Source organism: Maribacter sp. C-4077, from assembly GCF_055378385.1.
Genome location: NZ_AP038807.1, coordinates 1,956,037 through 1,969,284, shown reverse-complemented (window position 1 = coordinate 1,969,284; position 13,248 = coordinate 1,956,037). Strand labels below are relative to the sequence as shown.

Annotated in this window: 11 protein-coding genes; all 11 read right to left on the bottom strand. The window is 42.7% G+C overall.

What is annotated here, in order from left to right; all coding sequences use genetic code 11:
* Positions 1 to 71: 71 nt before the first annotated feature.
* Positions 72 to 1,685 carry a UxaA family hydrolase gene (locus tag ACZ41C_RS08505; protein ID WP_464565574.1) on the bottom strand — a complete coding sequence of 538 codons (1,614 nt, stop codon included), beginning with the start codon at positions 1,683 to 1,685 and terminating at the stop codon, positions 72 to 74.
* Between the two features lie 5 nt (positions 1,686 to 1,690).
* On the bottom strand, positions 1,691 to 3,136 hold the full coding sequence (locus ACZ41C_RS08500) for a tagaturonate reductase (protein WP_464565572.1): 1,446 nt from the start codon (positions 3,134 to 3,136) through the stop codon (positions 1,691 to 1,693).
* 6 nt (positions 3,137 to 3,142) lie between these two features.
* Positions 3,143 to 4,438, bottom strand: coding sequence for a TRAP transporter large permease (locus ACZ41C_RS08495; RefSeq protein WP_464565735.1), 1,296 nt, complete (start codon positions 4,436 to 4,438; stop codon positions 3,143 to 3,145).
* Between the two features lie 2 nt (positions 4,439 to 4,440).
* The gene (locus ACZ41C_RS08490; RefSeq protein ID WP_464565570.1) at positions 4,441 to 4,896 is read right to left on the bottom strand and encodes a TRAP transporter small permease; all 456 of its coding nucleotides are present in this window, start codon (positions 4,894 to 4,896) and stop codon (positions 4,441 to 4,443) included.
* Positions 4,897 to 4,899: 3 nt separating this feature from the next.
* On the bottom strand, positions 4,900 to 5,877 hold the full coding sequence (locus ACZ41C_RS08485) for a TRAP transporter substrate-binding protein (RefSeq protein WP_464565568.1): 978 nt from the start codon (positions 5,875 to 5,877) through the stop codon (positions 4,900 to 4,902).
* A 4-nt stretch (positions 5,878 to 5,881) separates the two neighbouring features.
* Positions 5,882 to 6,550 carry a bifunctional 4-hydroxy-2-oxoglutarate aldolase/2-dehydro-3-deoxy-phosphogluconate aldolase gene (locus ACZ41C_RS08480; protein WP_464565566.1) on the bottom strand — a complete coding sequence of 223 codons (669 nt, stop codon included), beginning with the start codon at positions 6,548 to 6,550 and terminating at the stop codon, positions 5,882 to 5,884.
* Positions 6,551 to 6,663: 113 nt separating this feature from the next.
* A complete protein-coding gene (locus ACZ41C_RS08475) occupies positions 6,664 to 7,704 on the bottom strand; it encodes a PfkB family carbohydrate kinase (RefSeq protein ID WP_464565564.1) in 1,041 nt (346 codons plus the stop codon).
* A 16-nt stretch (positions 7,705 to 7,720) separates the two neighbouring features.
* Positions 7,721 to 9,124 (bottom strand): glucuronate isomerase, encoded by a 1,404-nt coding sequence (uxaC, locus tag ACZ41C_RS08470; RefSeq protein WP_464565733.1) that lies wholly within the window; start codon positions 9,122 to 9,124, stop codon positions 7,721 to 7,723.
* Positions 9,125 to 9,551: 427 nt separating this feature from the next.
* Entirely contained in the window at positions 9,552 to 10,556 is a 1,005-nt protein-coding gene (locus ACZ41C_RS08465; protein ID WP_464565563.1) for a hypothetical protein, read from the bottom strand.
* A gap of 100 nt (positions 10,557 to 10,656) precedes the next feature.
* Positions 10,657 to 11,307 (bottom strand): response regulator, encoded by a 651-nt coding sequence (locus ACZ41C_RS08460; RefSeq protein ID WP_464565561.1) that lies wholly within the window; start codon positions 11,305 to 11,307, stop codon positions 10,657 to 10,659.
* On the bottom strand, positions 11,304 to 13,085 hold the full coding sequence (locus ACZ41C_RS08455; RefSeq protein WP_464565559.1) for a sensor histidine kinase: 1,782 nt from the start codon (positions 13,083 to 13,085) through the stop codon (positions 11,304 to 11,306). The genes ACZ41C_RS08460 and ACZ41C_RS08455 overlap by 4 nt, the downstream gene beginning before the upstream one ends.
* Positions 13,086 to 13,248: the final 163 nt, after the last annotated feature.

Genomic DNA, 13,248 nt, shown 5'->3' with positions numbered 1-13,248 from the left:
TCATTAATTTACCCCTAAAATTAGGGAAACTGTTAGAGCTGACCTCAGCATTCCGGCATGATTTTAGGTTTTTATAAGGATACTCCCCGTTTCCATGGGATAAAATCATCTTGTCCTAAGATATCCGCCTTTGCCGTGATTTCACCGCTTGCCACTTTTATGACATATTCCAGAATTTCCTCGCCCATTTGTTGGATGGAAGTCTCTCCCCTGATTATCGGTCCTGTATCGATATCGATGATATCGGGCATTTTTTTGGCCATTTCGGTATTGGAGGACACTTTGATTACGGGAGCGATTGGGTTTCCCGTGGGCGTTCCCAAACCGGTCGTGAAGACGACTATATTGGCGCCAGATCCTACCATACCCGTAGTACTTTCCACATCGTTTCCTGGGGTGCAAAGTAGATTGAGACCGGCTCTGGTCACATATTGCCCATAATCCAAAACCGCCTGTATGGGTGAAGTACCTCCTTTTTTGGCCGCTCCAGCAGATTTCATCGCATCGGTAATCAAACCGTCCTTAATATTGCCCGGAGATGGGTTCATATCAAAACCAGAACCTACCCGTTCTGCCGATTGTTCATAGGCCTTCATCAAATCAATGAATCTTTCGGCATCCACATCCCTAACACATCGGTTTACCAACTCCTGTTCCACACCACATAATTCAGGAAATTCGGAGAGCATGGGAGAACCTCCCAGTGCGGCCAAAATATCCGAAGCATATCCCAGGGCAGGATTGGCGGAAATTCCCGAAAAACCATCGGAACCGCCACATTCCAATCCCATATTTATTTTGGAAAGCGGTGCCGGTTTCCTTTCGATTGTATTCGCCTCCTTGATTCCTTCAAAAGATTCCAGGATAATTGTGTTAAGCATCTCCTCAACGGTCCCCATTTGTTGCTGTTCGTAGATCAATACAGGTTTTTGAAGGTCATTATCCAACGATTTCAAGGCATCTTTCAGGAGGCCTATCTGTAAATTTTGACATCCCAAACTTAGGACCGTAGCTCCCGCTACATTGGGATTTTTAATGTAACCCGCCAATAACCTGGCCAACATTTCCGAATCTTGGCGCGTTCCTCCACAACCTCCTTGGTGTGTGATAAACTTAACTTCGACATTTTCAAAAGTCCTCTCGCCCAGCACGGCATCCTCGTCAACATTGGGGCGCTTGCCCTGTATGAGTTGCCGTAGAAATTGCCGTTGCCTGCTTATTTTGCCAAGGCCCAGTTCCTTTTCAAAAGCATCCTTTAAAATCTGAATATTTCTGTTTTCACAAAAGACCAACGGAAAGAACAGCCATACATTCTGCGTGCCAACTTGCCCATCTGGTCTGTGGTAGCCCAAAAATGTCCTATCCTTCCATTTGGAAATATCTGGAGGGTTCCAACGATACTTTTCCGTTCGTCCTTGTACGCTTTCGCTTTGATGCTTTACGTTCTCCGTGGTTAAGAGCCCGCCTTTTTTGATGGGCTTGGTTGTCTTGCCTACCAAAACCCCGTACATGGTTATTTTAGCGTCTTTTGATAATTCTTCCAGTGCAATTTTATGCTTTGCATTTGTAAGATTCTGAATTTGCAAATTGTCATTTTGAAAAGGGACAATTTCACCTTCGGAAAGATTTGTCAGGGCTATCCCAACATTATCATCCTCGTGTACTTTGATCAACCGTTGTTGCATAGTTCTTACTTGTAACCTTCCTCAAATTCTTGATATCCTTTTTCCACACCATGGGTCTCCAAAAACCGCAAGGCACCTTCCATGGCCAAAGGGAGTCCGTCCACCTGATTTAAATCGTTATCCCAGAACGTGGTATTTCCCAGTAGTTCATTTACCATTTTTTCTAAGGGAAGCTGCCAACGATTTTTAAACGTATTGATGATAGCTTCATCATCATTCAAAGGCATTTCTTTTCCTTGCCAATGCCCTTGATAAAATCTGACCAAACAGGCAAAGGCAAATACCGTTCTCAACGGCAATTTTCCTTTCATTTCAACATATTCCAAAAGACTGGGCAGCACCCTAACCTTAAATTTTGAAATGGAGTTTAAAGCGATACTGGACAATTGATGCTTAATAAACGGATTTCTAAAGCGATCAAAAACTTCTTCGGCAAAAACTTCCAATTCCTGCTTGTCCATGGCCAAGGTTGGGACTACTTCCTCAAGAATTAGGGACCGAATAAATTCCCCTGTAAACACGTCGTCCACTGTTTCCTTTACGGTTTCGTTGCCATATAGCAATGCCATGGGGACCATAGCGGTATGGGCACCGTTCAATATTCGCACCTTTCTTGTCCTAAAAGGCTGCATATCCTCCACGATACGAACATCCAAAGGCGTCTTATGAAATGGAAGTCTTTTCTTCAGATTATCATCCCCTTCAATGACCCATAGAAAAAATGTTTCGGCAGTGACTATGAGACGGTCATGATATTCCAATTGTCGATTATACTCCTCAATATCGTCCTTTGGATAGCCCGGTACAATCCTGTCCACCAAGGTATTGTGAAATGTGCAGGCATTCAAGACCCAGTTTTTAAATAGCCCCGAAAGCTTCCAAAGATCAATATATTGCAGAATAACTGTTTTCAAGGAATTGGCATTGTAATTAATCAGTTCACAGGGAATGATGGTCACCCCAAAGTCCGTATTTCCTTCAAAATATTGAAATCGCTCATACAGTAAGCAGGTCAGTTTTCCAGGAAACGAACTGGGTGGGGTCATATCAAATAGGTCGTTCCCATCATAACGAATCCCAGCTTCGGTGGTATTGGATATCACAAACTCGAGGTCCTTCCCTCGAGCCAATTCCAGAAATTCTTCAAAATTATCATAGGGATTGACACCCTTTACAATGGTATCTATAAGCATCTTCTCCTGAACCTCCTTACCTTTCTTAATACCTTTGGTGAATAAGGTGTACAACCCATCCTGTTCGTTCAACACAGAAACCATTCCGTTTTCAATGGGCTGTACCACGGCCACCCCTGCATTGAAACCTACGGTATCGTTCAATATTTTAATGGCATAATCCACAAAGGCCCGTAAAAAATTACCCTCCCCAAATTGTACCACTTTTATGGGCAAGGGTCCGGAATTTGAAGATGATTCTCTATTAAGGTTTTCCATACTGGATTATAAATCGAACAAGCTTGGCAACCACAAACTCAATTCGGGAATGTAAGTTACAAGGAACAAGGCGATAATCATAGCTACAAATAATGGCAGCAGTGGCTTAAAAACCTTTTCAATGGTGGTTTTGGCCACACCGACACCCACAAACAAAACAGAACCCACAGGAGGTGTACAAAGCCCAATGCAGAGATTCAATACCATGATGATTCCAAAATGTACGGGGTCCAAGCCCAATTTCGTGACAATCGGTAAAAATATAGGCGTAAAAATTAATACGGCGGGCGTCATATCCATGAATATCCCTACAAAAAGTAGTATTAAGTTGATGATTAACAAGATGACGATTTTGTTATTGCTTAAACTTAACAGACCCGAACTAATATCCTGGGGTATATTTTCATAGGACAAGGCCCAGGACATGCACATGGACGCACCAATGAGCAGCATGACAATGGCCGTAGTGGCGGATGAATTCAATAGTATTTGTGGTAGTGATGAAAAACTTATTTCCTTGTAAATAAAACCAAGAATCAGACTGTACAACACCGCAATTGCAGATGCTTCCGTTGCCGTAAAGACACCTGTCACAATTCCTCCAATGACCACGACCAACATAAAGAGACTTGGCAAGGCTTCAATAAAGGTTTTCACAACCTGTTTAAAACTACTTCTCCTTCCAACCTTATACTTCTTCTTCTTGGCCCATACCAAGGCGACAATCATGAGAAAAAGACCTGTCAATATCCCTGGAATATAGCCTGCCAGGAATAGGGCGGCGATAGAGGCGCCTCCACTGGCCAAGGAATATACGATCAACACATTGCTTGGGGGTATGACCAAACCTGTAGTAGAGGAGGTAATGTTCACAGCGGCTCCAAATTCCTTGGAATAGCCCTCCTTTTCCATTTCCGGACCTAAAATACTGCCCATGGCGGAGGCGGATGCCATGGCCGATCCTGCGATGGCACCCATGAGCATGGCGGCAATCACATTTATCAAGGCGAGCCCCCCTGGGAGGGAACCAACCAGGGTTTTGGCAAACGCAATCAATCTATGGGCGATACCCCCCTTATTCATGAGCTCACCGGACAATATAAAAAAGGGAATGGCCAATAATGCAAAACTGTCAAGACCTGTGGCCATGCGTTGGGATACCGTAGTCAAAGCAGGCATTACAGGGATACTGACCAACATGGTCAGCAGGGAGGATATGGCAATGCTCCATGCCACTGGCGTACCAATGGACAATAAACAAATAAAGCTGATGACCAAGACCAGAATAGGGACATGCTCCATCATTACAATAGCTTTTTTAAATCCGAAATCTTGTAGTACATTATTAAAAGACCGCTAATGGGGATGATCATATAAACTACCGCTAAGGGCAATTGGAGGGCGGGGGATTGTTGGCCAAGGACATACGAGATATAGACCAGCCTAGAGCCACCTATAACAAATGCAAACAGTACAAACAATATAATCAACGAATACACTATGGCCTTGAGTACTTTCTGTCTTCGCTTGGTTGAACGGGCAGGCAGAATATCAATGGCCACGTGAAGATTTCGCCCAGACACATAGGCCGCTCCCAAAACCCCGATCCATATCATTAAGTACCGCGCCAACTCATCCGTAAAGGAACTGGGATTACCGGTTACGAACCGGGTAAACACCTGCCATAATACGTTGATGACCATCACGGACATAATAAATACCAGCGTCTTGCCCAAAATCCTATCTATTGTCGCTCTCATGTGCTAATTGGTTTCCTGGATCTGCTTAATTAGTGGGTACATTTCATCATCATCCTTATAGCTTTCAAAAATCTCGGATACCTTTTCGACGAAAGGGGTCTTGTCCGGCCTGATTATTTCAACGCCCGCTTTTTCAACTTCCCGAAGTGCTTCGGTCTCCGCTTCCGCCCAAAGTTTCCGTTGATATTTTATGGATTTTTCAACCGATTCATTCAACCACTCCCGCTCCTGTTCAGTGAGTTTTTCCCAGGCATATGTTCCGATCAAGAGTACATCGGGTAATACGGTATGCTCGTCCAAACTATAGTATTTACATACTTCATAATGTCTTGAAAGATAAAAACTTGGAGGATTGTTTTCGGCACCGTCCACCACCCCTTGTTGCAGCGAGGTATAAAGCTCTCCCCATGAGATAGGAGTGGGAGACCCGCCCAAAGCCTTGACCATGTTTACGGCCGTGGCACTTTCCATCACCCGAATTTTTTCTCCCTCCAGATCTGAAGGCTTTAAAATAGGCTTGTTCATCGTATAAAAACTACGACTCCCAGCATCATAGTACCCCAAACCTTTTAGCCAATATTTTTCCCCATCTTTCAACAACATTTCCCCTATAGGCCCATCCAAAACATCAAACGAATGCTGTCTGTCCCTAAAAAGAAAAGGCAAACCTAACACTTTCATTTTGGGAGCAAAGTTCTCAAGCACACCTACTGATACCTTGGTCATATCCAAACTTCCTATCTGCAACAGTTCCAGGCATTCCCTTTCAGTACCCAATTGCTGACTTGGATAGATTTCTAGTTTTAGCCTACCACCTGAACGCTCTGCCAAATCCTCAGCCATGGACACCATGGCTTTGTGAACCGAATGGCTAACATCTAGACCATGGCCCAAACGTAAGGTCTTTACGGCATTTTCATCGGAACAGCTAAGCACTACTAGTGCCGTGACCAATCCAAAATATATCCGATGAAACCTCATACGCCTATTTTCTAAGGGATTTTATCAGGGCCAAGGTATCCCTTACGCTTTTGCTCAAACCAACAAAATCCCTATTCTTCAAAACCTCATTACTGATTAGCTGGGAGCCCATTCCCACACAGGTCACCCCGGCATCAAACCAGCCTTTTAGGTTGGCTTCGTCCGTACTTACGCCGCCCGTGGGCATAACACTGGTCCATGGTTGTGGCCCTTTGATAGCCTTTACAAATCCAGGTCCATAGGTGGAACCTGGAAACAGTTTAATAATCTCGCACCCGAGTTCCTCAGCACGGTTGATTTCCGTCAGGGAACCACAACCCGGGGACCAAAGCACTTTTCGTCTGTTACAAACGATCGCGATATCCTCCCTTAGTGATGGGGTTACTATAAAATTGGCCCCCATCTGCATGAACAGCGAGGCCGCCGCCGCATCCGTAATGGAGCCAACCCCCATGATCATTCCAGGAAGTTCCTTTATGGCGAATTTGCTAAGTTCTTGGAAAACCTCAAATGCAAAGTCCCCTCGAGCGGTAAATTCCATCAATCTCGCCCCACCATCATAACAGGCCATTAAGACCTCTTTACCCAATTCGATATCTGGGTGGTAAAATAACGGAACCATGCCCGTTTCTTTCATGGTCAAAGCGACCTTTATTCTTGAAAATGTTGCCATAAGCCCTTCCTATATAAACCCTTCCAACGGTGAGGATTCCATTCTTTAAAATTTTAATTCTTAATTTTCATGATAAAGCTATTTTTCCCTCTACAACCCGGGGAAAGGTAGACTTATCTCGCAACCCTACCCGAAGCGTCTCCGCCCATCAACTTTTCTACCTCATCTACCGTGACCAAGTTGGCATCGCCCTTAATAGTGTGTTTCAAACAGGAAGCCGCCACGGCAAAATCCAAGGCGGTCTGGTCATCGCCCTCATATTTCATCAATCCATAAATGAGTCCGCCCATAAAGGAATCGCCACCACCGACTCTATCCACGATATCCGTGATCTGATATTGTCTGGTCTCGTACATGGTTTTGCCATCCCAAAGTACACCGGCCCATGTATTGTGGGAGGCCGATATGGAACCCCTAAGGGTAGTGATTACTTTTTTTGCCTTGGGAAACTTTTCCATCATCTGTTTACAGACAGATAGAAAAGCTTCGGCCTTTACGTCCTGTCCGTGCTTATGGACATCCAGACCTTCAGGATGTATTCCAAAATGTTTTTCGGCATCTTCCTCATTGCCCAAAATGATGTCGCAATAGGAAGTCAGTTCCGTCATTATTTTTTCACGGTCGCCGTCAAATTGCCATAATTTGGCCCTATAGTTTAAATCCGTAGAAATTGTAATTCCCTTTCTGTCTGCCGCTTTTACAGCCTCTAGGCAAACATCGGCAGCACCCTGTGATATGGCGGGTGTTATCCCTGTCCAATGAAACCAGCCCACACCGTCAAAAACGGAATCCCAGTCGATCATACCGGGTTCAATTTCTGAAATGGCGGAATGGGATCTATCGTAGATTACCTTACTACCGCGACTGACCGCTCCGGTTTCCAAAAAATAGATTCCCAATCGCTCGCCCCCATAAATTATCTTGTCAGTTCCTACCCCCCGCTTTCGCATCTCCATAAGGGCACAATCCCCGATATCATTCTTGGGCAAGCGTGTGACAAAATCGACAGGGACGCCATAATTGGCCAGGGAGACCGCTACGTTGGACTCGCCTCCCCCGTATACAACATCAAAACAATCCGCTTGGGAGAATCTTAAAAACCCCGGAGGCGAAAGTCGAAGCATTATTTCCCCAAAAGTGACTACTCTTTTCATTATTATATTGTTTATTTTAAAATTTAAAATATTCCTTGGCGTTCCTGTAACAAATGTCCTGAACAATGCCACCTACCAAATCAAAATCCTGTGGAATTTCACCGTTTTTCATTTCCTCCCCGAACAAATTGCAAAGTACCCTTCTAAAATATTCATGCCTGGGATAGGAAAGAAAACTCCTAGAATCCGTCAACATACCTATAAAACAACTGATCAATCCCATATTGGAAAGGGCGTTCAACTGTTTGGTCATACCATCCTTTTGATCCAAAAACCACCATCCAGAACCAAATTGCATTTTTCCTTTTATGCGGCCATCGTTAAAATTCCCTGTCATGGTAGCAATTACCTCGTTATCTGAAGGATTTAGGTTATATAATATGGTCTTGGCAAGTACATTCCTTTCGTCTAAGGCATTCAAAAACCTGGATAGCCCTTCGGCCTGTCTATAATCTCCAATGGAATCCCAACCCGTATCGGGACCCAATAAACGTGTCATCTTTGAATTATTGTTCCTAAGGGCCCCTAAATGAAATTGCTGTACCCAATCTCTATTACTGTATTGTTCACATAAAAAGAGCAGAACCGCCGTTTGGAATTTTTCACTTTCATCAGGAGCCAAGACCTTATTTTCCTTTCTCTTTTGAAAGATATTCTCCACTTCTTGATCGGTAAAGGTCTGATAGGGAATATAGCTTAGACCGTGGTCCGAAAGGCTACAGCCGTTTTCTCCAAAATAATCCAACCGTTGGGAAAGTGCATCACAAAGTGACTTAAAGGAGTTTATGGATACCCCGCTAACTTTTGATAGCTGTTGAAGATATTCCAGATAATTTGAATTGGTTATAACTATTGCCTTGTCCGGTCTAAAGGCGGTACTGACTTTCACTGAAAAGCCACTTTGTTCTAGTATCTTGTGATGTTCCAAACTGTCAGTAGGGTCCTCCGTTGTACATACCACCTCCACGTTCATTTGCTTGATCAAATTTTGGCAGCTATATTCAGGAGTGTTTAATTTGCTAGAGGCTTCATGGTAAATTTCCTGGGCAGTATCCCCGTTCAATAAGTTATCGATGCCAAAATATCGTTTCAGCTCTAAATGCGTCCAATGGTACAATGGATTTCTAAGGGTGTATGGAACAAACTTGGCCCATTGCAGAAACTTTTCCCTATCTGGTGCGCTTCCCGTAATATAGTTTTCATCGATACCAAAGGCCCGCATTGCCCTCCATTTGTAATGATCACCCTCAATCCAAATTTTTGTAAGGTTTTCAAAAATATGATCCTTGGCAATTTCAGCAGGGGGAAGGTGGCAATGATAATCGATGATAGGCATGGAAGCCGCATAGCCGTGGTAAAGCTCTTCCGCAAATTGATTGTGTAACAAAAAATTATCGGTGATGAAATTTTTCACTTTAATTGGATTGTATTATTCGCACCAAGCTTTCTTTTTGGGCAAAAGTTAGTATCGATTCGTTCTTATATTTTAAAAAGACGTTAAGATACACGATCATTTTTATTCGACATAAAGGATTCAAAGCAAAATCGAACCGCATAAATATTAAATGTAAAAATTACATTTATACGAATATGCATAGTTATGATATGTTTACTTAAAAAACAAGAACTGAAATGTTAGTATTTATTCTAAAGCTCAAGTCACTAATTACATTTTGTATACTTTTAAGGAAACCGGGTACTACAGTTTTTTGAGAAAGCCTAACAATAAATGGAAAACTGAACCAAATTTAAGTATTAAACTTACGCCAACTACTAAGATTTATTTCAATAAAAAATCCCTTGTGGAAGTGCCCCAAGGGATTTTTCAATTTGGTAAATTAATAATGCTAGGACTTCTCCCTCAACTTTTGGACCGTGGCCTTTAAAAAGGCTTCAACCCCTAACTGGGTGCCCTTGCCATATTTATCCGGGTCACATTTTACTACACCTAATGTCATTTCCTCCCTATCATCCACGTCCCAAATACGTAAAACCCCAACATCGGTACCAAGCTTGTCCACATCCGCTGCCTGGGATGCATCAAAATTTTGCTTTTCCAATACATTGGTCACTTCTACACCATCTTTAGCTATCATCTGACCAGACCCAAATTTATTAAAGCTCATATCACTTAGCCTAAAATCGGTTTCAGCTTTCACCTGAGCATAACCTGCCATACGGTTCAAAGACCTTTCGGCTTCACTCATGGAATTTGCAAACGCTTGAATGTAAATCACTACTTTGTTAAAGATAAAATCGTTTTTTTGGCTAGCTATCTTAGATTCCACTTGAGTTTCAAAATCACTAAGTACCGTAAAGTTGTTCTTCTGCTTTCCATTGAACGATTTTTTCGCCACTATAAACTGTTGGCTGCTTGGCCGCATGACAATATCCCCGAACACATTTCCTTTCTCCGCACCCTTACCTGCCTTTAACTCCCATCTTTTATCGCGGCTCTTGTCATACGCATTGTTGGCCCAAAGTCCTTCTATAGGTACAACCTCAAAACCATTGGCATTGAGTTCGGCCTTGTACTGTTCAAAAAGTTGATTGGTAATCTCTTGTAGGGACGCTTCGTTCAACCCTTCCAAAGCAAGTGCCAAAGAGGCCGTCGCGTCTCCCTTTAAACCTCCTCGCCACATTTTACCCCCGGCCTTTTTGTCCTGCATTTCCAATGCGGTCTGGAAATTCAACTGAAAATCTGAAATGACCACTTTTTTGGGACTTTTTCTATAATTTAAATTGGCAGCCCCCAATAACTTTATTTTAAAGTCCTGAACATTTTGTGCACAAGTAAAATGAAAATAGCCCAATACTAAAACAAGTAGCAGGTTTAATTTAATAAGCTTCATAAAGTAAAAATTATAGTTTTTGCAAAACTATGCTTCCTACATTTTTGTTTCAATAGGGCATATGCCCTATTTTAGATTACCATTACTACATGATATAGGTTTAAATTAGCCCATTTCTTTTGGCCTTTTTTATGGCCATCACCTTTGAATTTACCTGTAATTTCTTGTAGATGTTCTCAATATGCTTGCGCACGGTAAACGGGGAAATAAAGAGTTTTTCCGCAATGGCGGTATAGGGAATTCCTGTGGACAACTGTTCCAACACCTCCACTTCGCGGTTTGAAAGTTGGACGGACTCTTCCATATGGGCCACAGTTGGGGCCAAGGGCGAACGCAGGAGGTTCAGTGCCTTTAGCGCTATGGACGGTGTCATTATGGCACCGCCGTTCATGGTCTGTACCATGGCGTTATGCAGTTCATGGGCCCCGGTCTCCTTTAGCAGATAGCCATCTGCGCCTGCCTGTATGGCATTGAATATATTTTCGTCATCATCAAAAACCGTAAGTATGATCACTTTTAAGTCAGGGCACCTTTGCTTGACCGCCGCCGTAGCCTCTATACCATTTTTCACGGGCATCTCCAGATCCATCAGCATAAGGTCTATCTGCGGATCTTGGTTCAGCTTGTCCATGCACTGTAGCCCGTCATTCGCCGTAAAAGAGATGGTAATATCAGGAAACAACGAGAGTTTTTCCTGTAGGCTCTTAATGAGAAAATGATTGTCGTCTATGATTGCCGTACGTATGCTCATTTGCTGTCCTTTTTTTCTTCTAGTTGAAAAACGATACGGGTACCCTGGCCGGGCCGGGATTCCAAATGAAATTCACCGCCCAATTCCTTGGCCCTCTTGCGCATGTTATATAGCCCGTTTCCCGGTTCAACCTCGTTCTCCAAAAAACCCTTGCCATCATCCGATATTTCAAAAAGAACGGCATTTTCCTTCTTCTCTATTCTTACGAGCATTGCCTGCGCCCCGGCATGCTTCAGTGCATTGTTAAGGGCCTCCTGAAGGATCCGGAAAATATTAAGGCCCTCTAACGCCGTAAACCCGAGTGTGGACGGAACCGTGGCGGCCACTTGTATGGCGATATGCCTGCCGGGATAGGCATGCTTTGCTTTTTCCACAAAATTGGCCATACGCGCCTGTAGATCTTGTATGGTAATGTCCGATTTGTTCATAGCCCAAACCGTGTCCCTTAGCTCTTGCATGGTCTCCTTGGTAAAGGTTCCCAAGTTTGCCAAACCGATAAGGACTTTATCATTGGTTCCTTGAACATGAAATGTTAGAGTATCTATGGTCGAAATAACGAAAGATAGTTGAGCGCCTATATTATCGTGGAGGTCACGGGAAATGGACAAGCGCTGTTCCTGTAATTTGGTATGACTTTCTATCTTCTCCATGGCCAGTTTTAATTCACCGTCCCTTTTCTGTTTTTCATTGATAAAGACCTGTTGGCGGTAGAATAAAAAACCCAAAAGCCCCACGATGAGGGCCAAGCCCAACAGACCAAAGATCCACTGACTGCGCTTTTTTAAACGCAGTTCGCTCTCCGCAATTTTGGCCCGTTGCTGCAAAATCTCATTTTCCTTTTCGGCCGTTTCGTATTTTGCGGTTATCTCTTCAACATCTCTAATTTTTTGTGTATTGTAGAGGCTATCATTCAATATATTATAGGCATTTAGGTTTTCATATGCTGCTTTGTAATCACCTAAAACTTCGTAGTTCTCCATTAATTGGCGATGATTATAAGCCTGAATATCCAAAAAATTGATCTTGCGAGCCAAGGAATTGCTCTTCTCAAAGTATTCGTTCGAGGTTAAAGCTTTATTTATCTCTTTATAATATTCCCCTAAAGCTGTGTAATTAAGCATTATTGCAAATTCATCACCTACATTTTTGCGGACCTTTAGGGCTTGCATTAAATAGGATTCTGCCCGTTGGTAGTTTCTGATCTGTAATTGATTATACCCTAAAAATTCCAGTGAATAACCAATTCCAACCGAATCATTGCGCTGTATTTGAATTCGTAAGGATTTTTCAAAACGTTCATTTGCTATTTTATAATCGCCGTTATCGCTATACACGGCACCACTTTCGTTATTGATACGAGCAATCCCCTCTAAATCATTCTCTTTTTCATAGAGTTCAAGAGCCCGATCATAAAACTCCAAAGCTCTTTTGGGTTGTTCCAGTTTTCGATAGAGCCTGGCCATATCATCGTAAAGTAGACCCAACTTTTCACTGTCCTTGGTGGGTTCCAATAATTTTAGGGCCTTAAAAAAATATATGGAAACACTATCAATGAAACCCAATTTTTGGTAGGCGCCACCTATACTTCTTAAGAAATCCCCCTTATTTATGCTATCGTTTCTGCTGTTGGCCAAGGTATAACCATAACGCGCCAAGGCTAGGGTCTCCTCATATTGGGTTAGGTAAATAGTTTGAATTTCTTTTTGCAAAAGACCTATTCTTTCCTCATACGATTCTTTCTCTTGTACCGATTTAATAATACTATCTGCAATGGACATTCCTTTTTGTGAAAAAACCAATGACGAGAATAAGAACAGAAAAATCACCGACAGAATTTTTCGAGACTCCAAAATATGATTTTAAAAATGATTATGGTACCAATATAGGTTAAAGCAATCTGTCACCAATAAGGCAAATTCTAAAGTTTTAACTTGATTCGGA

Bases quoted from the DNA above. Each gene is read 5' to 3' on its own strand.
- ACZ41C_RS08505 (WP_464565574.1), bottom strand. From the start codon at position 1,685: ATGCAACAACGGTTGATCAAAGTACACGAGGATGATAATGTTGGGATA.
- ACZ41C_RS08500 (WP_464565572.1), bottom strand. From the start codon at position 3,136: ATGGAAAACCTTAATAGAGAATCATCTTCAAATTCCGGACCCTTGCCC.
- ACZ41C_RS08495 (WP_464565735.1), bottom strand. From the start codon at position 4,438: ATGGAGCATGTCCCTATTCTGGTCTTGGTCATCAGCTTTATTTGTTTA.
- ACZ41C_RS08490 (WP_464565570.1), bottom strand. From the start codon at position 4,896: ATGAGAGCGACAATAGATAGGATTTTGGGCAAGACGCTGGTATTTATT.
- ACZ41C_RS08485 (WP_464565568.1), bottom strand. From the start codon at position 5,877: ATGAGGTTTCATCGGATATATTTTGGATTGGTCACGGCACTAGTAGTG.
- ACZ41C_RS08480 (WP_464565566.1), bottom strand. From the start codon at position 6,550: ATGGCAACATTTTCAAGAATAAAGGTCGCTTTGACCATGAAAGAAACG.
- ACZ41C_RS08475 (WP_464565564.1), bottom strand. From the start codon at position 7,704: ATGAAAAGAGTAGTCACTTTTGGGGAAATAATGCTTCGACTTTCGCCT.
- ACZ41C_RS08465 (WP_464565563.1), bottom strand. From the start codon at position 10,556: ATGAAGCTTATTAAATTAAACCTGCTACTTGTTTTAGTATTGGGCTAT.
- ACZ41C_RS08460 (WP_464565561.1), bottom strand. From the start codon at position 11,307: ATGAGCATACGTACGGCAATCATAGACGACAATCATTTTCTCATTAAG.
- ACZ41C_RS08455 (WP_464565559.1), bottom strand. From the start codon at position 13,085: ATGTCCATTGCAGATAGTATTATTAAATCGGTACAAGAGAAAGAATCG.